This window comes from Actinoplanes sp. NPDC051388, from assembly GCF_055586225.1.
On sequence record NZ_JBVJIP010000014.1, the window covers coordinates 256,446 to 276,253 of the forward strand.

Here is a 19,808-nt window from a genome sequence, read left to right on the forward strand (position 1 = left end):
GCGGCACGCTCCGCGCCCATACTGTGACGTTCATCCTGCGGTGTCCCCTTGGCCATACCGTCACATCCATGTTCTACAGTGCGCCAAGTGTTGTTCACTTCTGTCGTAACGCGCCGAGCTCCGTGGCCGGTTCCGATCGTCGCGGTCCTGCTCGCGGCGCAGGCACTCTGGCGCACTGCGCTGAGCGCCGGCAGCAGCATGGACAACCTGCTCGTGGTGCAGGCCGTGCGAAACCTGCAGGACGGCGTGTCACCCTATGTGAGCGAGCGCTTCCTCTACCCGCCGTCGAGCATCCCGTTCGCGCTGGTGCAGGTGCCGCTCAGTGACGCCGCGATCCGCGTCGCCTCGCCGTGGGTCTGCGGGGTGCTGCTGCTCATCGGCTGGTGGGCGGCCCTGCGGATGTTCGACGTCTCGCTGTTCTCCTGGCTGGGCGTGGCCGGCGTCTTCGCGTTCCCGGCCTTCATCCCCGGCACCCACCTGGCCGCGCTGGGCACCTGGACCGCGATCGTCGCCTGCCTGACCGGCGTCGCGTTCCTGCTGATGAGCCGCGGGAAGTGGGGCTGGGCGGGCGCGGTGATCGGCCTGTCCATCGCGATCAAGCCGATGCTGATGCCGATCGGGCTGATCTTCCTGCTGGCCCGCCGCTGGCGCGGCTTCGCCCTGGCCGCCGGCCTGCCGGTGCTGGTCTGCGCGGTGGTGCTGCCGCTGCTGCCCGAGCCGGGCCTGTTCTTCACCAAGACCGTGCCGTTCCTGCTGGGCGGTCAGGACGACTTCGCCCGCCTCTACGACGCGGCACTCCCGGCGATCCTGCCGCGAGCCGGCGTCGACAACAGCTTCCTGATCACCCTGGTACGAGTCGCCGTCCTGGCCCTGGCCATCACGGTGGCGGTGCTGCGCTGGCGCCGCAACGACGACGAACGCCTGCGCATCGTGGAGTCCTCGGCGGCCCTGATGGTGGGCACCTTCCTGGTGATGTCGCCGTCCTTCGACCACTACGCGATGGTGGTCGTCCCCGCGATGCTGGCGAGCATCGTGCTGCCCGGGTCGATCGCCCGCTCGCTGTGGTTCTGGGTCGCGATGCTCCCGTGGGCCCGCTGGATCTACTGGTACGGAGTCGACTTCGCCGACGGCGGCGAGGCCGCCCACCGCCAGTCCTTCAAGACCCTCGCCTGGACCCTGATCCTGCTGACCGTCCTGGCCGCAGACGCGATCACCCGCCGCCGCGCCGTCGCCTCCAGCCCCGACCCGACCCCACCGCCCGGCGATCCCTCTCCAGCCGCGGGCGACCCGGCACCCGGCGGTCCTTCTCCAGCCGCGGGCGACCCGGCATCCGGCGATCCGGCCTCCGCCGCCGACCCTGGGATCCGGGCGCGGCGCGCGGACAGGGCCGAACAGAACCATCCGGCAGAGGACACCGGCCGAGCCGAGCGGATGTCCCGCTGAGGCCGGGCGGCCGTGGCCGCCCCGCCCCGCGGGGCCTCCGCAGCTCTGCGGCCCCTTTGCTTTGCTTCCTCTGAGGCCATCAGGTCTGCGCTCGTGGCTGCTTCCTCTCGGGGGGCAGAGCCGCTCTGCTTCCTCTCGGGGAGCAGAGCCGCTCTGCTTCCTCTGGGGAAGCGGATGTGGGGTGGCCGGGCTTCGGGTGTCACCGCTTCCTCGTGGGGAGCAGAGCCGCTCTGCTTCCTCTGGGGAAGCGGATGTGGGGTGGCCGGGCTTCGGGTGTCGCCGCTTCCTCGTGGGGAGCAGAGCCGCTCTGCTTCCTCTGGGGAAGCGGGCGTGGGGTGGGCGGGCTTCGGTTGTCGCCGCTTCCTCGTGGGGAGCAGAGCCGCTCTGCTTCCTCTGGGGAAGCGGCTTCGGGGTCAGCGAACCGGGATTCTGGCCGCACCCTCTCAGGAAGCAGAGCTTCTTTGCTTCCTCCGGATGGGGTCTCCGATGCGTGGGTTTCGGTTGTGGCCGCTTCCTTTTAGGCAGCAGAGCCGCTCTGCTTCCCGAGAGGAAGCGTCAGGCGGCCTCGTCCAAGCGGGGCTGGGTGCGCTCCTGGCGGCGCTTGCGGCCGCGCTCGATCGTCGTGGTCCCCGACGCCCGGGCGATCACGTCGCGCAGCGCCTCGATGATCTCGGCCGGGCGCTCCAGCATCGGCATGTGCCCCACGCCTGGGAAGATCTTCAGCTCGGAGCCGGGCAGTGCGGCGGCAATCGACTCGGCGCACGGCGGGGGAGTCAGGCGGTCGCGGTCGCCGACCAGCACCGCGCTCGGCACGTCGCCCAGCACTGCCAGGGTCTCCAGGCGCTGCTGGGCGCCGATCGAGGGGCGGAAGCCGCCGATCGAGCGCAGCGACGCCCGGCCGACCGCCCGCATCGTCAGGGTCAGCGCCGCGTCGTCGCACGCGTCGCCGAAGAGCAGCCACCGCACGCTGGGCCGCAGCACCGGCAGCAGAGCCTGGTGCGGACGCCATGCGCCGAGCCGGGCCAGCACGCCGGCGCCGATCGTCTCGCCGCAGCGCATCAGCGTCGCGAGCTGGGTGGGCAGGCCGTAGCGGGTGTGCGTGTGCCCCTCGGCGGTGGTCGAGACGAAGACCAGACCGGCCACCCGGTCGGCGAACTCGTCCGGGTGCGTGGCGGCGTACTCCATGATCGTCATGCCGCCCATCGAATGGCCGACCAGCACGATGGGGCCGGTCGGCACGTGCGTGCGGAGCACCTCGGCCAGGTCGGCGCCGAGTTGGCCGAGGGTGGCCGACTTGAGCCGGAACGAGTCGGAGCGGCCGTGCCCGCGCGCGTCGTAGGACACCACGCGGACGTCCCCGAGTGCCTCGACCTGGTGCTTCCAGATGCTGGTGTCGTGGCACCACCCGTGCAGCAGCACCACGGTGACCGGCGCCTCGGCCGGACCGGACGTCTCGACGTGCAGCCGGACGCCGTCCGGAAGGATCGCTTCCGAGCGTTCGGTCATGGGCACCTCCGCGGTTCGCACGGCCCCGTTGTACCCACGGGTAATAAGCATCACTCGTGTAAGCGCCAAAATCCACCGGCCGACCGGATCAAGCGCCGAACGGTCGTTCAGCCGCGACGAGCCATCGAAGTGACTTGCCTCGCACTGGGTGTTCCGGCGGCTCCACTCGGCGAGAATGTGGATTTATGACGGCCACCTCGCAAGTTCCCTCCGACCGGGTCACCGCACCCCCGGTGATGCGCCCGGCGGACGCACTCGCGGAGCTGGTCGCCGGCAACCGCAGATTCGTCAGTGGCCGCCCCGAGCACGGGCACAAGGTGTCGGCCGCGGCGGCCGCGTCGGGCGGGCAGCAGCCGCACGCGGTGGTGCTGGGCTGCATCGACTCCCGGGTGCCGCTCGAGGCGATCTTCGACCAGACGTTCGGCTCGATCTGCGTGGTGCGCTCCGGCGGGCACGTGGTGGACCGGGCCGTGCTGGGCTCGGTCGGCTTCGCGGTGGGTGCGCTCGGAGTGCCGCTGATCATGGTGCTCGGTCACGTCCGGTGCGGCGCGGTGACGGCCACCGTGGAGGCGCTGCGCGAGGGCAGCCGCCCGCCGGGCGACATCGGCTACCTGGTCGACGAGATCGCCCCGGCCGCGCTGGCGGTGGGCTTGGATTCCCCCGAGGCGCCGGATCGAGCGATGCGCGCCCATGTCACCCGCACCGTGCATCGCATGCACGAGGTGCCGGGAGTGTCCGAAGGCATCGCCGAGGGGCGCGTGGCTGTCGCCGGTGCCGTCTATGACCTCGACACAGGCTGGGTCGACCTGCAGCCCTGACGCCGGCTCGGGTCCCGGGCGCGTTCAGCGGGCAGGCTCGCCGCCCTCGGCGCCGGGGCAGCCGAGCGTCAAGCTCGGCCTGCCCTGCCGGGGAGGTTCGGCCTGCCCTGCCAAACAGATCGGCCGGCGCTCTGCTTTCAGCGGAAGGTGGCTGGCTCTGCCGGGTCAGCGGCTCTGCCGGTAGACCTGACGCTTTGGCGGGTGGACGAGCAAGCGCCGGCTCTGCGGGACGGACGCGCGGACGTGGCGATCCTGCCGTAGCCGTTCGACGCCCGCGATCAGCTCGGCCGGCGCCCTTGCTCGCGGCTCGCGGGAAAGCTTCGGTAACCCGCCCCCAGGGCAGATCGACCGGCGCTCGGTTCGCAACGGAAGGTTCGGCCGGCTTCAGTGAGTCATCTGCCGGATGAGCGGCCGTTGAATCGGGTCGTCGTGCTGGAGGTGCCGCCGCTGAGACGGGACCCCGCGCTCGGTCAGTTCAGCCGGCAATCTGCTCGCGGCGGTAGAGCCAGGATCAGCGGAAGCCGGCCGACCCGACCGGGACAGCCCGGCGGCGGGGCTCGGAGGGTTAGTTACGCCTGGCCGGCGTGTGTGCCACGGGCACCGGACGCCCGGCGTACTCGAAGATTTGGGTTGATCTTCAGAACATGAAAGAAAGCCCATCCGGTCCTACAGAGGCCGGATGGGCTGTCCAACGAGCAGGCTCAGCTCTCGAAGACGCCGGCGTCGACCAGGCGCTTCTCGGTGTCGCCCCAGCCGTCGCTCGGGAACTGCGAATCGAGCACGGTGAGCTCCGACCGGATCTTGGCGCCGTGACCGGCGGCGGCGAGCACGCGAATCTCCTCGACGAAGGCATCCGAGTCGGTCTTGAGGTGGTTCGTGCGCCCGTTGGTCAGGTTTCGCACATAGGCGAAGCGACCCTTGGCCAGCGGAATGACGTACTTGTACTCACCGAGAACGCTCAGCGCGCCACCGGTGCTCTGTCCGGCGCGGACTGATGCGCGGGCGGTCTTTGAGGTGTTGCTCGCCACGGCGGTACTCCTTGCAAAAGCAGAAAAAAGGCCGCAGCTAGCCTACACGACCGCCGCGACGCCGTGCCGTCGGAGCAGGTCCGGGCGTTAGTCCTGGTACGCCCCCGCGGCGGTTCCATAGTCGATATTGCGGTTTCTCTGGCGCACCATCCGTGGCAACCGGCATCATGGGACACGATCAACCGCGATCGAGGTCGTAGGGGAAGACGCACCTCGGTCTCCGGGAGGTCACCGTGCCAACGTGTGGCGTCGTATACGTCCACTCGACCCCACTCGCCGTGTGCCAGCACGTCGAGTGGGCGATCGCGCGCGTCCTGACAGCGCCGGTCAACCTGCACTGGACTGCGCAGCCGGTCGATCCGTCGGCCCGCCGTGCCGAGTGCGGCTGGTCCGGGCGTCCGGGCACTGGCGCCGAGCTGGCTGCTGCCCTCAGGCAGTGGCCCATGGTTCGTTTCGAGGTCACCGAGGAGCCCAGTCAGGGCGTCGACGGTGAGCGCTTCATGCACGTGCCGGGCCGCGGGCTCTTCCACGGCACGATGGGCGCGTCCGGCGACATCCAGATCGGCGAGGACCGGTTGCGGTCGATCATGGCGACGGCTCGCGCGCCGGAGGCGCTCTCGCACGCGCTGGAGAAGGCCTTGGGTACGGCCTGGGACGCCGAGCTGGAGCCATATCGGTACGCGGGCGACGGCGCCCCGGTCACGCTGCTGACCCGGGTGGGATGACCGCGGGGCGAGCTGATCCAATGCTCCGATGAGCAGAGGGTTTCGCGTTGCCGTCGCCGTGCCACTCGTGCTGCTCGCGGGCTGTGGCAACGATGCGCCAACGGCGTCCCCGCAGTCCGCCGCCCCCAGGGAGTCCGCGCCGGTGGAGATGACCGATGAGCAGCTCGCCGGCCAGGTGCTCATGCCCTATGCGTACGGCAACCACGCCACCAAGGTCGACGCCGCCTCGGCCGCCGCCAATCAGAAGCTGGCCGGCGTGGACACTCCGGCCGAGATGGTCGCCAAGTTCCACCTCGGCGGGGTGATCCTGGTCAGCTTCGCCGCCGAGGATCCCACCGGCGCCACCAACCCGGCGACCAACGTGGAGAACCCCGCGCAGGTCAAGGAGCTGACCGACGGTCTGCAGGCGGCCGCCACCGGCCCGCTGCTGATCGGCACCGACCAGGAGTACGGCGTGGTCACCCGGGTGCGCGAGGGCGTGACGCTGCTGCCGTCCGCGATGGGCCTCGGCGCCGCGGGCCGGCCCGAGCTGACCGAGCGGGCCTGGGGCGTGGCCGGCGGCGAACTGGCCGCGATGGGCGTCAACGTGGACTTCGCCCCGGTGGCGGACACCCTCGGCCCGGGCGGCAGCGCGGTGATCGGCTCCCGTTCGTTCGGCGCCGACCCGGCCGCGAACGCCGCCCAGGTCGCCGCCGCGGTCCGCGGACTGCGCAGGAGCGGTGTCGCGTCCGCGCTCAAGCACTTCCCGGGGCACGGCCACACCACCGCGGACAGCCACACCGAGCTGCCGGTCGTGGCGCTGACCAAGGCCGAGTGGGATCGGCAGGACCGGCCGCCGTTCGCGGCGGGCATCGAGGCCGGCGCCGGGCTGGTGATGTCCGGCCACCTCGACGTGCAGGGCATCGACCAGGGCGTGCCCGCCACCTTCTCCAAGAAGGTCATGACCGACCTGCTGCGCGGCGAGCTGAAGTTCACCGGGGTGGCGGTCACCGACGCGATGAACATGGCGCCGGCGATGAAGTGGCCGGCCGGCGAGGCCGCGGTCCGGGCGCTGCTGGCCGGCAACGACCTGCTGCTGATGCCGCCGGACCTGACCGGCGCGCGGGACGGCATCCTGGCCGCGCTCAAGGACGGCACGCTGCCGCGGGACCGGCTGGTGGAGGCGGTCACCCGGATCCGCGCGCTCAAGTCCGCACTGCCGAAGGCCGCGCCGGCCGCGGATCCGACCGCGGTGCGCGAGGCGGCCGCCGCGGCGATCACCGTGCTGCGTGGCCGCTGTGCTTTTGCGGCCGGCCCGATCACCGTGACCGCATCCGGCGGCCGGGAGGTCGCGCGCGCCACGCTGATCAAGGAACTGCAGGCCGCGGGCGTGCCGGTCCAGGAGACCGGGGGCACCGTCGTGCACCTCGTCGGTTATGGCGACAAGCAGGCCGACCTCGACCCGGCGGCCGCTGTCACGGTGTCCATGGACAAGCCGGACCTGCTGGCGATCAGCAAGTCGCCGACGCTGATCGCCACCTATTCGTCCAGCCCGAACTCGCTCGCCGCGCTGGCCCAGGTGCTGGCCGGAAAAGCCAAGGCGCCCGGGAAGTCGCCGGTGGCGCTTCCCGGGCTGCCTAGGACGGTTTGTGCTTAAGCCCTCGTAAAGACCAGGGCCACGTTGTGTCCGCCGAAGCCGAACGAGTTGTTGATCGCGGCGGGGATGTCCAGCGGCCGGGCCTTGTGCGCGGCCACGTCGAGGCTGAGCTCGTCGTCCGGGTCGTCCAGGTTGATCGTGGGCGGGACGACGCTGTCGCGGATCGCCAGGATGGTGGCGATCGACTCCAGCGCGCCGGCCGCGCCCAGCAGGTGACCGGACATGCTCTTGGTGGCGGTCAGCACCGGGTGGTCGCCGATCGCGGCCCGGATGCCGTGGATCTCCGCCATGTCGCCGACCGGGGTGGAGGTGGCGTGCGCGTTGATGTGCACGATGTCGGACTTCTGCAGCCCGGCGTCCTGCAGCGCCCTGGTCATCGCGCGGATGCTGCCCCGTCCCTGGGGATGCGGTTGCACGATGTCGTACCCGTCGGACGTGATGCCGGCGCCGGCGAACCGGGCGTACACGGTGGCGCCGCGGGCCGCGGCGTGGTCGGCGCGCTCGAGCACCAGAGACCCCGCCCCCTCGCCCAGCACGAACCCGTCGCGGGCCTTGTCCCAGGGGCGGGACGCCTTCTCCGGCTCGTCGTTGCGGGTGGACATCGCCCGCATCGAGGCGAAGCCGGCGATCGGCAGTGGGTGGATGACCGCCTCGGTGCCGCCGGCCACCACCACGTCGGCGCGGCCGGACCGGATGATGTCCAGACCCAGCGACAACGCCTCGGCGCCGGTGGCGCAGGCGCTGGCCATCGAGTGCACGCCCGCCTGGGCGCCCAGCTCGAGGCCGACCCACGCGGCCGGACCGTTCGGCATCAGCATCGGCACGGTGTGCGGGCTGACCCGGCGCGGCCCGGAGGCCTCCAGGATGTCGTCCTGGCTGAGCAGGGTCTGCGCGCCTCCTATGCCGCTGCCGAAGCTGACCGCGAGGCGCTCCGGGTCGAGCCCGGAGTCCTTGAGGCCGGCGTCCGCCCAGGACTGGTGCGCGGCGATCAGGGCGATCGCCTCGGAACGGTCGAGCCGGCGCATCTTGACCCGCTCGATCACCTCGGACGGATCCACGGCGAGCTGAGCGGCGATGCGGACCGGCAGTTGCGCGGCCCACTCCTGGGTGAGGGCACTCACCCCGGAGCGGCCGGCGAGCATGGCGTCCCAGGTGGACGCGACGTCCCCGCCCAACGGGGTGGTCGCGCCGAGCCCGGTGACGACGACGTCTTGACTGCTCATGTCAGTGGTTCGCCTCGATGTACGAAACGGCGTCGCCGACGGTCTTCAGGTTCTGCACCTCGTTGTCGGGGATCTTGACGCCGAACTTCTCCTCGGCGGCCACCACGACCTCGACCATGGACAGCGAGTCGACGTCCAGGTCGTCGGTGAAGGACTTCTCCTCGGCGACGTCGTCCGGGTTCACCCCGGCGACCTCCTCCAGGATCTCGGCGAGGCCCGAGGTGATCTCAGTACGAGTTGCCATCGTCAGTCTTTCCTTCCATTGGTGGGGATCGCTCACGGACAGCGGATGACCTGTCCGGCGTAGGTGAGGCCGCCGCCGAAGCCGAACAGCAGCACCGGGGCGCCCGAGGGCACGCCGCCACGCTCGATCAGCTTGGACAGGGCCAGCGGCACACTCGCCGCGGAGGTGTTGCCCGACTCGACGAGGTCCTTCGCGACGACGACGTCGGGACCGAGCCCGAGCCGCTTCACGATGCCGTCGATGATCCGGGTGTTCGCCTGGTGCGGGATGAACGCGGCCAGGTCGCTCGGCTTGATGCCGGCCTTGGCGCAGGCCTCGATCGCGAACGGGGCGAGCGCGGTGGTCGCCCAGCGGAACACGATCTGCCCCTCCTGCTTGATGTACGGCTGCCAGCCCTCGATCCGCAGCACGTCACCCTTGTCCGGCGCCGAGCCCCAGAGCACCGGGCCGACGCCGGGCTCCTCGCCGTCCGGCACCCCGGTCACCACCGCGGCGCCGGCCCCGTCGCCGAACAGCACGGCGGTCGAGCGGTCGGTCCAGTCGGTGACGTCGGAGAGCTTCTCGGCGCCGATCACGATCGCGTTGCGGGCGGCTCCGGCCCGGATCGCGTGGTCGGCGGTGCCCAGCGCATAGGAGAAGCCGGAGCAGGCGGTGTTCAGGTCGAAGGCGGCCGGCGCGGCGATGCCCAGCCGGGCCGCGACCCGGGTGGCCACGTTCGGGCAGCGGTCGATCGACGAGCAGGTCGCCACCGCCACCATGTCGATGTCGGCGGCGGTCAGACCCGAGCCGGCCAGCGCCTTCTCCGCGGCGAACGTGGCCATGTCGGCGACCGTTTCCTGGTCGGCCAGGCGGCGCTCGGCGATGCCGACCCGGTCCCGGATCCAGGCGTCGTTGGTGTCGACGATCTGCGCCAGATCGTCATTGGTCACCACGCGCGACGGCTGGTAATGACCCAGCGAGAGAATGCGGGAACCAGCGGTCATCGGGTGTCTCCTTCGAATGTCACTGCGTGCCGTGCCGGGCGATCAGATCGCGGGCGGCGGGCAGGTCGTCCGGGGTGTTCAGGGTGCGGATCTCGGGGGCGCCGTCGCCCTTGAGCTCGCGCTTGACCAGGCCCGCCAGGGTGCCGGCCGGGGGGAGTTCGATGATCGCGGTGACGCCCAGCTCGCGCAGCGCCGCCATGCAGAGGTCCCAGCGCACCGGCGCGGTGACCTGCCGGACCAGGCGCTGCAGCATCTCCCGGCCGGAATCGACTGCGGTGCCGTCCAGGTTCGACAACAGGGTGCGCGCCGGGTCGGAGACGCTCACCTCAGCGGCGGCCGCGGCCAGCGCCTGCTCGGCCGGAGCCATGTACGGCGTGTGGAACGCGCCCGCCACCGGCAGCGCGATCACCCGGGTCTTGGCCGGCGGCTCCTCGGCGAACTTCGCCAGCGCGTCCATCGCCCCGGCGGCCACGATCTGACCGGCGCCGTTGCGGTTGGCCGGGAAGAGGCCGAGCTTCTCGATCGCGGCGACCACCTCGTCCGGGTCGCCGCCCAGCACCGCGCTCATCCCGGTCGGCTCCAGAGCGCAGGCGGCGGCCATCTCGCGGCCGCGCACTCCGGCCAGCGTGATCGCCGCCTCGGCCGGAAGCACGCCGGCCAGTGCGGCGGCGCCGAGCTCACCGACGCTGTGCCCGGCGACCAGGCCGACGTCCTGCATCGGCAGCTGCTCGGCGGCCAGCAGGGCGGCGGCCACCAGCAGCGGCTGGGTGCTCGCGGTGTCCTTGATCTCGTCGGCGCCGGCCGTCGTGCCCAGGTGGATCAGGTCCACTCCGGCCAGCGCCGACCATTCGCGCAGGCGGGCCTCAGCACCGGGCAACTCGAGCCATGGGGCGAGGAAGCCGGGCTTCTGGGAGCCCTGACCGGGCGAGAGTACGGCGAGCACGTCCCTGACTCTCCCGGATAGGCGTTCGTTGCGCGGGTGCTGCACTGCACGAAACCCTACGACTCGCGTTGTCAGATTCCTACAACAGCTATCAGGTTATGCCCCGATTGGTGGCAGTTTGATAGTCGTTGAATCCTTGAACGATCCATCAACGTCATTGGTGATTCATGTCGCAGGGTCGAGCCGCCCGATGGTCAACGAGAGCCGGAGCGCGAAGGCGTCCCGCCCGTCCAGAGGGGACAGGCCGGTCAATTCGGCCACCCGCTTGAGGCGGTAGCGGACGGTGTTCGGGTGCACGTAGAGCTCGCGGGCGGTGCTCTCCAGCACACCGCCGGTGGTGAAGAACGCGTCCAGCGTCTCCAGCAGCCCGCCGCCGGTGCGGAACAACGCACCGTAGACGTCGTGCCGCAGCATCCGCCGCGCGTCCGGATCGCCGGCCAGCGCCCGCTCGGGCAGTAGATCGTCGGCCGCGACCGGGTTGGGCGCCCCCGGCCAGGCGGTCGCCGCGCGAAAGCCGGCCAGCGCCGCCCGGGCCGACTCGGTGGCCTGGTCCAGCGAGGGCACCGCCGGCCCGACGACGATCGGCCCGTCGCCGAAGCTGGTCGCGAGCTGCCCCGCGGCGAGCTTGGCGTCGTCCGCGCCGCCGACCACGACCACGAGCCGGTCGCCGTGCACGCCGCCGATCACTTCGACCCGGGCCCGCCGCGCCGCCCGGTAGACCGAATGCAGCACGGCGGTGATGTCCCCGCCCGGCGACCGTCCCACCACGACCGCGACCGGCGGTTTGTCGGTCCAGCCCAGGGCGGCGGCCCGGCTGGCCACGGTGTCCGGCGTGTCCCCGCGCAGGAGTGCGTCGACCAGCAGTGCTTGCAGCCGCGCGTCCCAGGCGCCGCGCGACTCGGCGGCCCGCGCATAGACCCGGGCCGCGGAGAAGGCGATCTCCCGCGAAAACTTCAAGATCGCCGCTTCCAGCGCCTCTTCCTCGCCCGCCGCGGCGAGCGCCGAGACCTGGGCCTCGGCCACGTCGATGGTCACCTTGATCAGCTGTACGGTCTGCGTCAACGTGATCGACCGAGCGAGCGCCCGGGGCGCCGCCGCGAACACCTCATCGGACAGCTCCTGCGTGTCGGCCGCGATCGTGCCCCCCGACCGCAGCCACTCGACCAGCGACCGCACCCCGGCCTGCGCCACGAGCATGACCCAGGACCGCTGATCGGCGGGCAGAGCCCGAAACCAGGGCAACGTCTCATCCATCTTGGCGACGGCCGAAGTGGCCAGCTTCCCGGCATGCCGCTCGATCCGCCGCAGAGTGGCCGCGAGCGGAGCCTTACCCCCGCCCTTCCCATCCGCCTTGTTCCCGCCCTTGTCGCCGGCCTTGAAGCCGCCCTTGTCGTCGGCTCTGCTGCCGACTGCAGCATCGACCTTGGTGCCGGTCCGGTCGCCGGCTCCGGCGCCGGCCGCGATGCCGGTCTTGCCCTCGGCTCTGGCGCCGGCCGCGGTGCCGGCCCGGGCGTCGGCCCTGGTCCCGGACCCGCCGTCGGCTCTGGTCCCGGACCCGCCGTCGGCTCTGGTGTTGGCCGCGGTGCCTGTGTGGTCGTCGGCTCTGGCGCCGGCCGCGGTGCGGGCTCCGGCGTCGGCTCTGGTGCCGGACCCGGCGTCGGCCCGGCCGCCGACCTCGGCCGCGCTCTCGGGTCCCGCTCCGGCTGCCACGCCGCCAGCATCCCACGCCCAGCCCGGCCGCTATCGCCGCGACCAGCGCCGATCCCCACCCAGCCGTTCTGCGGCGCCCGGCCGTGGGCCGGCCGCGCGCTGGTCGGGCTCGATTTAGCTCTGCGCGGCCCGGCTGAGTGCGTCAGGTCCGGGAGGTCGTGCCCGCGCTCTGCGATCTTTCCACTTTGGTACGGCTACGCGAGGTGATGTTGCCCGTTTGTCCGTTGACTTGAAGAGTGCACACGTTGCAAGGTCTGCCATGGCTCGCACGGGCATCTCATTGTCGGCGCTGAGCTGGTGTGCGGTCACGTCGCCGCGTGCCGCGCAAGACCAACAGTGGCCGGGTCCAGTGGTTCTGCCGCACGACGCGACGTGCGACAACGGTCACTGAGGGGAGTGATGGTTGGTGACCATGGAGTGAGCGCGCAAGTATGGGCGGCGACAAACCGGCGGGAGAGTAAACGGCAGCTCCGTTATGCAACCTTTGCCTTATTTGACCGTTATAGCGGTGCGCCTCTACCGCGATTTCGGTCGGTGACCTGGCAGGGTGTCGTCGGACAGCATGCGGAATCACTCCGCCAACAGGTAAAGAACGCCGCCGAGGCGCCGATGGATCCGGGCAACCGGCGAGGAGAGGAGGCGACATGACCGAACGCGACGACGGCCGGCTGTGCGCCGACGCCGAGCCGACCGACACCGAGGACACCCAGGTCGCCCCGGCTCAGGCGGCACCCACCGCCCGCACCGAGCCCACTCCCGCGGACGAGGACGCCCACGACTTCGTCCCCGCCCGCGTAGGCTGCCGCACCCACCTCAGCGGCTGGGCCGGCGCCCACCTCCACGGCGCCGTCCGCCCCCGCCGCCGAGCCGCCGGCCGAGGCCGCCCCCCAGGCCGCTGGTGCTGACCAAGCCCCACCACGCTCTCTGACCCAGGACCGCGACGCCCACAAGATCTGCCGTGTGAGCTCCGCCCGGTCGACCTCTGCGGCCGCTCAACCGGAACAGCGTCGGCACTGCCAGAGCGCTGCCGCGATGATCGCCCGCTGTTGGCGCGCTTCCGAGATGCGGCTTAGCAGCTTCGGCAAGAACCGAAGTCCGCCGCAGCCCGGCTGCTCCCCCGCGGGCCCTTTGCTTTGCACACGTATGCGCAACACCGTCGCTGAACTGGTGTTTTGCCCGCCTCGCACCGTTCTGCTTCCTCGGAAGAGGCGCCCAACCCTTCGCTCCGCGGCTTTGCTCTGCTTCCTCGGTGGAGCGGGCTACGGCTCCGACCTCGCCAAGCGAAGAAGACGGCGCCGGCTTTGATGGGCTAGGAGCGCGGGTGCGGCTTTGTTGGGCGAGGGGGTGCGGGGCGGCTTTGCTGGGCGAGGAGCGCGGGTGCGGCCTTGGTGGCGCGGAGCGCGGGTCCGCCCGCGCTGACCGAGGAAATGAACGCCCGGATCCGCCGCGCTGTGCGGGCCAGCGGCCGCTTCCCCACGAGCAAGCCGCGCTCTAATGCGTCTGCCTGGCAGTCATGAGCTGACCCGACCGGCGCCGGCCGACGCCGGTGGGCGATCCGCTGGAAATCCGCACCCAACGCCTTCGAGATGATCTTCGAAGGCGACTCAACCCGACCGCCAACGAGCCGCCGTCACACCAACCTGTTTGACCGCGGTCTACAGCCATGATCATTGACGCCATACCAGCGCGCCGATCGAGATATACCTGCCGCCTGCGGGCTGGCTGCCGTTCGTTGACAGACCCGAGCTGAGCCTGCTGGTGGCGTGCCGCGGTTGCTGGACACGGGCCTGGTTTGTCGGTGCCCGGCGGCGAAACGGACAGGCCGGGATCGGGTTCAGGTTCGGCGGTCGGAGGAATCCGATGATGGGTTTGCCGTCGGCGGGCATGGGTCGGTCGCCGATGTCGATGGATTGCTCTGGGTGATGACGAGCTGGAAGGTCTCACGGAGCAACCACTCCGAGCTGGACCGTTGAGCCGGCTCGGTCAGGCAGTTCGGGTGTTGCGTATATGTGTGCAGAGCAAAGAGCCGGCGGGCGTGCCCAGAGCCGTGGGCGAGCAGCACTCTGTGGGCTGGGGTTTGCGAGCGGAGCGAGGGGAGTGGGCGCTCACGCACGTTGCAGGGAAGGGCGGCCGCGGAGCGTAGCGTGCGGGCGGCCGTACCGGCCTCGGCGTGAGCTGCGGTCTGGGTCACCCACCCCGCTGCGACCTCTGGATCTTGATTTGAAAGGGGTGAATGGGGTCGCCCGGTTGGGTGGACGGTGTGCGGTGGCGGCGCGTCCGGTGGGTTTGGCGGGGGCTTGCACTCACCGTTGGTAAGTGGATGACAAGAGGCGGCGAATTCTGGACCAGGCGCTCGCGCTCGTTGATGAGCACGGATTGGCTGCCATGTCGATGCGGGCGGTGGCCGAGCGGGTCGGGCTGACGTCGATGGCGCTGTATCCCTATGTGGGTGGCAAGGATGCGCTGCTTGACGGGCTTGTCGATCTGCTGCACCTGGAGCTCGGTGCGGCCTGCGGGGATCCGGCCGGGGCGGATTGGCGCCAGCGGTTGCGGGCGCTCGGGCGGGCGGTGCGAGGGCTTGCGCATGCGCATCCGGGGGCGTTCCCGCTGTTGCTGAATCGGGCCGCTGCCGGGGCTTCGGCGTCGTGGCTGGTGGCGGCGCTGCGCGGGGTGTTGCATGACGCCGGGGTGCCGGATCTCGAGGTGCCGCGGATGGCTCGGATGATCTGTGCGTTTCTGCTGGGCTACAGCACGGGCGAGGTGACCGGTGGTCTGCCCGGTTCGCCCGGTGCCCGGCCTCAGAACACCACCGCAACCGAGCCGCGGGAGACCGCGACGAGCGCGGGCACAGAGCTTTCGGGTGCTGCGGCGAGCGCGGGTGAGGGACTGACGGGTGTTGCGGCGAGTGAAGGCGTAGGGGTGGCGGGTGCTGCGGCGAGCGCAGGCGCAGGGGTGGCGGGTGTTGCGGCGAGTGAAGGCACCGAGCTGACGGAGAGTGCGGTGAGCCTGGGCGCTGGGCTTTCGGAGGCGGCGAAGGGCGCGGGGGACGGGTCGTCGGGCTCTGAGACGGACGCCGGCTTGGGGCGGCCGACGACCGCGGCGGACGCGGATGCGGGGCCGCCGGACGAAGTGGCCAATGGCGGCGCTGAGCCGCGGCGGGCTGCGCCTGTCGGGTCGGCGGAGCGTGGGTCCGGGGCTGGTGGAGGAACGGCGGCCGGGGAGTCGGTTGAGTGCACGCCGGGCGTCGGGGGTGAGCTGCCGACCGCCGGCGGTGTGGCGGAGACCGGGGCCGCGGAAGCGGCTGGTGGAGGGCCGGGCGCTGAGTTTGATGCTGATCTCGAAGACCTGGTGCGGCTGGTTGAGGTCTCCATTCGGGGGCGGTGACGGCCGTTCTCCGTTGATCTTGCTGCGGGAGGCCTATAAAGACCTTTAAGGCCGATTCAGGGGTACGCATCGCGGGGGCGAGCAATGGCGAGCGACGACGATCAGGCGTTGCATGAGTTCGTGGCCGGGCGGTATCACGATCTGCGGCGGTCCGCGTTCCTGATGTGCGGAGACTGGGTGCTCGCCGAGGAGTTGACACAGGCGACGCTGGCCAGGTTCGTGGCGGAGAGCGCCCGGAACGGGGTCGACGACCCGGACGCCTGGGTCTTCGCCGAGCTGATGGCGGGGTTCCAGTGCCGGCCGGCCAAGCGGGAGCACGTCTTCGTGGCCACGCCGGATGCGGCGGTCGAGGACCCGATGCGGACGATTCTGGTGCACGACGCGCTGCACAAGCTGGCGCCGCGGTGCCGGGCCGTGCTGGTGCTGCGGCATTGGGACGGGTTCGCGGTGGACGAGACCGCGGACATCCTGGATCTCTCCGATGATCGGGTCGAGGCCTACGAGCGGGCGGGGCTGGCCGCGATGCAGAAGATGCTGGCCGAGTCCGAGGTGGTGCCGGCATGACGCCCAAGGCTCCGGACGTGCGCTCCCACCAGGACGAGCTGACCGTCGAGGCCGCCCGGGCCGCCCAGGCGGGCGCGGCGGACACCGAAATCGCCCTAGGAAGCTCGGCAGGAAAATCCAAGGCGAGTAGGCCGTTAGCGGCGGTACCGGCCGGCGATGGCGACCAGCAGGCACCGGACCATGAGCCTGCTGAGGACACGGCATGGGCGTCGGCGGCCGGGAGTGTGGAGGGCGCGCTCGCGGAAGCGGCGGTCCTGGCGACTGAGAAGGACCCGGAAGACATGGCCGCGCCGGACCGTGAGCCCGTCGCGGGCAGCGCCTCGGCAGCCGCGAGCTTGGAGGGCGCGCTCGCCGAGGCCGCGATCGAGGACGACCAGGAAGTCGCAGCGGCGCCCGAGCCTGCCTCGGCCGGGGCGGGGGAGGCCGCTCGCAATGGCGGGTCGCTCGCGGCGGAAGGTGGGTTTGCGGCGCTGCTGGAGAGCGTGCTCGTCGGTGAACCGCCGGTCGGCGACGGGATCGACGAGGTCTATCGGCGGGCCGAGATCCTGCGCCGCCGTCGCCTGCGGCGGGTCGTCGCCTCCGGCGCCTTCGCCGCGCTGCTGGTCGCCGCCGTCGGCTACGCGCTCACCGCTGCGGTCATCCCGGGCGTACGCCAACCCGTCACCCCGGTCGTCGCCGGACCCACCCCGAACGTCGACCCGCTGCTGACCGCCATCGCGCCGGTGGTCCGAGCCAAAGGGCTGCGCGCCGTCCCGCGTGAGCCGGCGCGGGGCGAGGGCTGGCGGCAGTATTCCGTGGTCGACCGGACGTCGGGGCGCCCGCGCGGACTGATCGAGATCTCGGCCTACGCGGCGCCGGACGGCATCTGCTTTCCGGTCGGCGGCGATCCCCGGGCGTGCGCGCGGGCCATGCACGCCGGCGACAACGTGGAATATGCCCGCTACAGCGACGACCGGGACCCGAACTGGCAGGTGCACCAGGCGATCGCCCGGCGGCTGTCGGACGGGCGGGTGATCGCGGTGATGGCCACCGGCGAGCGGGGGACCGGGAGCGCCGACGCCGGGCGGCCGCCGTTGAGCGTCGCGGAGACCGCTGGGCTGGCTGTGGCCGTACCCGTGATGTCTGCCTTTGATCCGTCGGAACGGTGCAACGGGCCTGATCCCGCATGCCCGGTCCTGAAGGTGCCCGTGCCGCTGGAGCGTTAGACGCGGCGGCGGATCAGGAACGAGATGCCGGCCAGGCCGAACAGGATGACGACCAGGACGGCGCCGTTCAGCAGGAACAGCTGGCGCATCTGGGCGAGCATGTCGTTGACCGTGTCGATCGGGTTGACCTCTTCGACCACCTGCTCACCGATGCCGCCGCCGATGCCGCCGCTGACCAGGTCGGTGCGCGGCTTCAGCGGCACCCCGCTGACCCGCAGCGACTCCGACATGGTGAGCCGGCCGTAGAACCAGCCGTCGGTCTTCTTGCCGGTGGGCTGCTTGGCCGGTCGGTGCGCGCGGGGGCCGCCGGCCGCCAGCGGGTAGAGCTCGAAGGTCTGCTGCGCCTTGTCCTTGGCCAGCACCGTGATCACGTATTGCGGACCCAGGTTCTTCGCCTTCGGCGGGGTGGTCTGCGGCGTCGCGGTGGTCATCCAGCTGACCTCGCTGAGCAGCAACTGGAAGATCTCGCCGCTCTTCGCGCCGTCGACGGTGATCTTTTCCAGACCCTTGCCGGTGATCGTGACCGCGGTGGGCTTCGGCGCTTTCGGGGCCGCGTGCGCGGTGCCCGGCGCCAAGCCCAGGACCAGACCGAAGGCAATCGCGAGCGCGCATGCCGCGGAAACCGGTCGGGTCATCCGCGCGCGGTCCAGCAACCCTCGAATCATCGCCCGGCCTCCCCGCCCCGTGATGCGCGCCGACCCACACAGACTTCCCGCAAACTCGGGTCGCCGCATCTCACGATGGGACGATTTAGAGCTATCTGGGAACGGCCGCCGAGATCGGATCGGCCGTTGATCGGCAGCCAGATGGTACCCACTGCACGCAAACCGTGTGGACCCCGGTCACCCGGCCAGCGGATAGTCATATCTCAAGGACGCCACCGCGCGGTAAAAAGTTGCGCCCTGAAGATAACGATCAGATACGTGCTCTTGCGGTGGCGATGCGGGCCAGCGTGCGCTCCCGGCCGAGCACCTCGAGCGACTCGAAGAGCGGCAGCCCGATCGACCGCCCGGTGACCGCGACGCGCACCGGCGCCTGGGTCTTGCCGAGCTTGAGGCCACGCTCGAGCCCGATCTCCTCCAGGGTCGCCTTGAGCAGCTCGGCGGACCACTCGGTGAGCTTGCCGAAGGCGGCCGCGGCGGCGTCCAGGATGTCGGCCGCGCCCTCCTTCATCGCCTTCGCCCAGGACGCCTCGTCGATGGCCGGCTCGTCCAGGAAGAAGAAGTCGACGTATTCCACGATCTCGGACAGCACCGCGATGCGGGTCTGCGCCAGCGGAGCCACCGCGGTGAACACGGCGGAGTCGAACTTCGCCGGATCCCACGGCGGGGCCGCGATGGTGTCGGTGCCGGTCAGCCAGGGCGCGCAGACCGCCGCGAACTCCTCGGCGTCGAGCGCGCGGATGTAGTCGCCGTTGAACGCCCGCAGCTTTTTCACGTCGAAGAACGCCGGCGCGTGGCTGACCTCGGTGAGGCGGTATTCGTCCTCGATCACCGACCACGGCACGATCTCACGGTCGCCGGACGGCGCCCAGCCCAGCAGCATCAAGTAATTACGCATGGTCGCGGCGAGGTAGCCCTCGTCGCGGTAGGACTCCAGCGCCACCTTGTCGCGCCGCTTGGAGAGCTTCTGCCGCTTCTCGTTCACGATCACCGGCACGTGTCCCCAGACCGGCGGCTTGACCCCGAGCGCCTCCCACAGCAGCTGCTGCTTGGGCGTGTTGGGCAGGTGCTCCTCGGCCCGGATCACGTGGGTGATCCCCATGGTCATGTCGTCGACCACGTTGGCCAGCAGGAACACCGCGCTGCCGTCGCTGCGGGCGATCACGAAGTCCTCGAGCAGCTTGTTCTCGAAGGTCGGCTCACCGCGGACCAGGTCGGTCACCACGGTCTCGCCCTCGTCCGGCGTGCGGAAGCGCAGGGCGCGTCCCTCGCCCGGCCCGAGCGCCCGGTCGCGGCAGAAGCCGTCGTAGCCGGTGTGCTTGTTGCCGGTGCGCTCGACCACGTCGTCCCGGGTGCAGTCGCAGTAGTAGGCGCGGCCTTCCGCATAGAGCCGGGTGGCGGCGGCGGTGTGCTCGGCGGCGTACGTCGACTGGAAGTAGGGACCCTCGTAGGAGCCGCGCTCGATGCCGATCCAGTCCAGCGCGGCGAGGATGCCCTCGGTCCACTCCGGACGGTTGCGGGCCGCGTCGGTGTCCTCGATGCGCAGCACGAACACGCCGTTCTGCTGCTTCGCGAAGATCCAGTTCTGCAGCGCCGAGCGGGCGCCGCCGACGTGGAACATGCCGGTCGGAGAGGGGGCGAAGCGTACGCGGACTGTCACTCGGCAAGCCTACGGCGCGCGTCGAACCGTTTGTCACCGACCTTCTATCACGTCATGTATTGACGGATATCTGT

17 protein-coding genes and 1 pseudogene are annotated in these 19,808 nt (G+C 71.0%); 9 read left to right on the forward strand and 9 right to left on the reverse strand.

All coding sequences use genetic code 11. From position 1 onward, the window contains the following. The first annotated feature begins 87 nt into the window (after window positions 1-87). The gene (locus ACZ6TI_RS31995) at window positions 88-1,443 is read left to right on the forward strand and encodes a glycosyltransferase family 87 protein (RefSeq protein ID WP_465348906.1); all 1,356 of its coding nucleotides are present in this window, start codon (window positions 88-90) and stop codon (window positions 1,441-1,443) included. Between the two features lie 555 nt (window positions 1,444-1,998). Here ACZ6TI_RS31995 and ACZ6TI_RS32000 read toward each other — a convergent pair. Further along, complete coding sequence (locus ACZ6TI_RS32000; RefSeq protein ID WP_465348907.1) at window positions 1,999-2,949, reverse strand: alpha/beta fold hydrolase; 951 nt, start codon at window positions 2,947-2,949, stop codon at window positions 1,999-2,001. Window positions 2,950-3,134: 185 nt separating this feature from the next. Here ACZ6TI_RS32000 and ACZ6TI_RS32005 point away from each other — a divergent pair, with 185 nt between their 5' ends. Then, window positions 3,135-3,767, forward strand: a complete 633-nt coding sequence (locus ACZ6TI_RS32005) for a carbonic anhydrase (RefSeq protein ID WP_465348908.1) — start codon at window positions 3,135-3,137, stop codon at window positions 3,765-3,767. A gap of 701 nt (window positions 3,768-4,468) precedes the next feature. On the opposite strand, the gene ACZ6TI_RS32010 is transcribed toward ACZ6TI_RS32005, so the two are convergent. Further along, a complete protein-coding gene (locus ACZ6TI_RS32010; RefSeq protein WP_465348909.1) occupies window positions 4,469-4,795 on the reverse strand; it encodes a hypothetical protein in 327 nt (108 codons plus the stop codon). 233 nt (window positions 4,796-5,028) lie between these two features. On the opposite strand from ACZ6TI_RS32010, the gene ACZ6TI_RS32015 reads away from it, so the two are divergent. Together ACZ6TI_RS32015 and ACZ6TI_RS32020 are read left to right on the forward strand one after the other, a co-directional pair. Next, complete coding sequence (locus ACZ6TI_RS32015; RefSeq protein WP_465348910.1) at window positions 5,029-5,520, forward strand: DUF3145 domain-containing protein; 492 nt, start codon at window positions 5,029-5,031, stop codon at window positions 5,518-5,520. A gap of 28 nt (window positions 5,521-5,548) precedes the next feature. Next, window positions 5,549-7,156, forward strand: coding sequence for a glycoside hydrolase family 3 protein (locus ACZ6TI_RS32020; protein ID WP_465348911.1), 1,608 nt, complete (start codon window positions 5,549-5,551; stop codon window positions 7,154-7,156). On the opposite strand, the gene fabF is transcribed toward ACZ6TI_RS32020, so the two are convergent. The 5 genes from fabF to ACZ6TI_RS32045 form a co-directional block, all read right to left on the reverse strand. Beyond that, complete coding sequence (gene fabF, locus ACZ6TI_RS32025; RefSeq protein WP_465348912.1) at window positions 7,153-8,379, reverse strand: beta-ketoacyl-ACP synthase II; 1,227 nt, start codon at window positions 8,377-8,379, stop codon at window positions 7,153-7,155. The two genes, ACZ6TI_RS32020 and fabF, sit on opposite strands and share 4 nt — an antisense overlap. A gap of 1 nt (window position 8,380) precedes the next feature. Then, window positions 8,381-8,623: an acyl carrier protein gene (locus tag ACZ6TI_RS32030; RefSeq protein WP_183226129.1), complete on the reverse strand. Its 243-nt coding sequence runs from the start codon at window positions 8,621-8,623 to the stop codon at window positions 8,381-8,383. A 32-nt stretch (window positions 8,624-8,655) separates the two neighbouring features. Then, window positions 8,656-9,606 carry a beta-ketoacyl-ACP synthase III gene (locus tag ACZ6TI_RS32035; RefSeq protein WP_465348913.1) on the reverse strand — a complete coding sequence of 317 codons (951 nt, stop codon included), beginning with the start codon at window positions 9,604-9,606 and terminating at the stop codon, window positions 8,656-8,658. A 19-nt stretch (window positions 9,607-9,625) separates the two neighbouring features. After that, entirely contained in the window at window positions 9,626-10,549 is a 924-nt protein-coding gene (locus tag ACZ6TI_RS32040) for an ACP S-malonyltransferase (protein ID WP_465348914.1), read from the reverse strand. 165 nt (window positions 10,550-10,714) lie between these two features. Beyond that, window positions 10,715-11,857 (reverse strand): PucR family transcriptional regulator, encoded by a 1,143-nt coding sequence (locus ACZ6TI_RS32045; RefSeq protein ID WP_465348955.1) that lies wholly within the window; start codon window positions 11,855-11,857, stop codon window positions 10,715-10,717. A gap of 1,046 nt (window positions 11,858-12,903) precedes the next feature. On the opposite strand from ACZ6TI_RS32045, the gene ACZ6TI_RS32050 reads away from it, so the two are divergent. From ACZ6TI_RS32050 to ACZ6TI_RS32070, 5 genes and pseudogenes are all read left to right on the forward strand, one after another. Beyond that, window positions 12,904-13,164 (forward strand): hypothetical protein, encoded by a 261-nt coding sequence (locus tag ACZ6TI_RS32050; RefSeq protein WP_465348915.1) that lies wholly within the window; start codon window positions 12,904-12,906, stop codon window positions 13,162-13,164. 516 nt (window positions 13,165-13,680) lie between these two features. Next, window positions 13,681-13,926, forward strand: a pseudogene (locus ACZ6TI_RS32055) (hypothetical protein); the annotation flags it as partial. A 649-nt stretch (window positions 13,927-14,575) separates the two neighbouring features. Next, window positions 14,576-15,643, forward strand: a complete 1,068-nt coding sequence (locus ACZ6TI_RS32060) for a TetR/AcrR family transcriptional regulator (protein WP_465348916.1) — start codon at window positions 14,576-14,578, stop codon at window positions 15,641-15,643. An 84-nt stretch (window positions 15,644-15,727) separates the two neighbouring features. Then, window positions 15,728-16,207 carry a sigma factor-like helix-turn-helix DNA-binding protein gene (locus ACZ6TI_RS32065; RefSeq protein WP_465348917.1) on the forward strand — a complete coding sequence of 160 codons (480 nt, stop codon included), beginning with the start codon at window positions 15,728-15,730 and terminating at the stop codon, window positions 16,205-16,207. Further along, complete coding sequence (locus tag ACZ6TI_RS32070) at window positions 16,204-17,412, forward strand: hypothetical protein (protein WP_465348918.1); 1,209 nt, start codon at window positions 16,204-16,206, stop codon at window positions 17,410-17,412. Before ACZ6TI_RS32065 ends, ACZ6TI_RS32070 begins: the two co-directional genes overlap by 4 nt. Here ACZ6TI_RS32070 and ACZ6TI_RS32075 read toward each other — a convergent pair. Further along, window positions 17,409-18,047 carry a hypothetical protein gene (locus ACZ6TI_RS32075; RefSeq protein ID WP_465348919.1) on the reverse strand — a complete coding sequence of 213 codons (639 nt, stop codon included), beginning with the start codon at window positions 18,045-18,047 and terminating at the stop codon, window positions 17,409-17,411. The genes ACZ6TI_RS32070 and ACZ6TI_RS32075 overlap by 4 nt on opposite strands. 280 nt (window positions 18,048-18,327) lie before the next feature. After that, window positions 18,328-19,734, reverse strand: a complete 1,407-nt coding sequence (gene gltX / locus ACZ6TI_RS32080; protein ID WP_465348920.1) for a glutamate--tRNA ligase — start codon at window positions 19,732-19,734, stop codon at window positions 18,328-18,330. Window positions 19,735-19,808 lie beyond the last annotated feature (74 nt).